This window comes from Mesorhizobium sp. M4A.F.Ca.ET.020.02.1.1 (assembly GCF_004022645.1).
Taxonomy (GTDB): Bacteria; Pseudomonadota; Alphaproteobacteria; order Rhizobiales; family Rhizobiaceae; genus Mesorhizobium.
The window spans coordinates 1-630 of the sequence record NZ_RZOI01001331.1 but is presented as its reverse complement, the minus strand read 5'-3'; the positions used below and the strand labels follow the sequence as shown (position 1 = coordinate 630).

Annotated in this window: 1 protein-coding gene and 1 pseudogene; both read right to left on the bottom strand. The window is 62.2% G+C overall.

Going from position 1 to position 630, the window contains the following annotated elements; genetic code table 11:
* Window positions 1–150: pseudogene (locus tag EN742_RS36960) on the bottom strand (arylesterase); the annotation flags it as partial.
* Window positions 147–572, bottom strand: a complete 426-nt coding sequence (locus tag EN742_RS36955) for a hypothetical protein (RefSeq protein ID WP_127406441.1) — start codon at window positions 570–572, stop codon at window positions 147–149. The pseudogene EN742_RS36960 and the gene EN742_RS36955, both read right to left, overlap by 4 nt.
* Window positions 573–630: the final 58 nt, after the last annotated feature.

Sequence of the window (630 nt, the reverse complement as noted above, 5' to 3'; positions counted from 1 at the left end):
GCCGTTCAGGCCTTCGGCGATAACCTCGACGCCGTCACCGAGCGTTGCCTTGAGCACGCTCGGCCAGCGGTCTTCCGGCGCATGGCGGCCGAGGCTGGCGGCGTCATAACCCCAGGTCAGCGAATCGCCATAGCAGAGAATTGTCTTCATGCGCTTGCCCCATCCCTGCCGAACCCTGCCGCCGAGCGCTTGAGCCGCCAGCGTACGAACAGCCAATGCACGATGATCGTCGCGACACCGGGAAGGATCATCCCGGCGATCATCGAAAGGTCGCTCGCGGTCGCCCGATTCTCGGCCGGCACTGAAAAGGTCCATCCCACCAGCGCAAGCAGCGCGAGACCGAAAAACACCAGTAGCCACCACAATGTCCGGTCGACGGCACGAACCGGGTCGGCGAAGAACTGCACGGCGAAGAAGAGGATCGTCACGACGACAATGATCAGGGCAGTCGCCGCGAAAACCAGTGTGTATTCCTCTTCCGCGCCGGTCAGGACGGCCAGCTGCTGCGCCACCAGCGTGCCGGCCGAACTGGAGAGGATGAAGGCAAAAAGGCTGGTGAAGAATTTCCGCACCGCCTTTCCCTTCTTACACCAGCATGCCCATCGGGTTTTCGATCATGCGCTTGAAGGC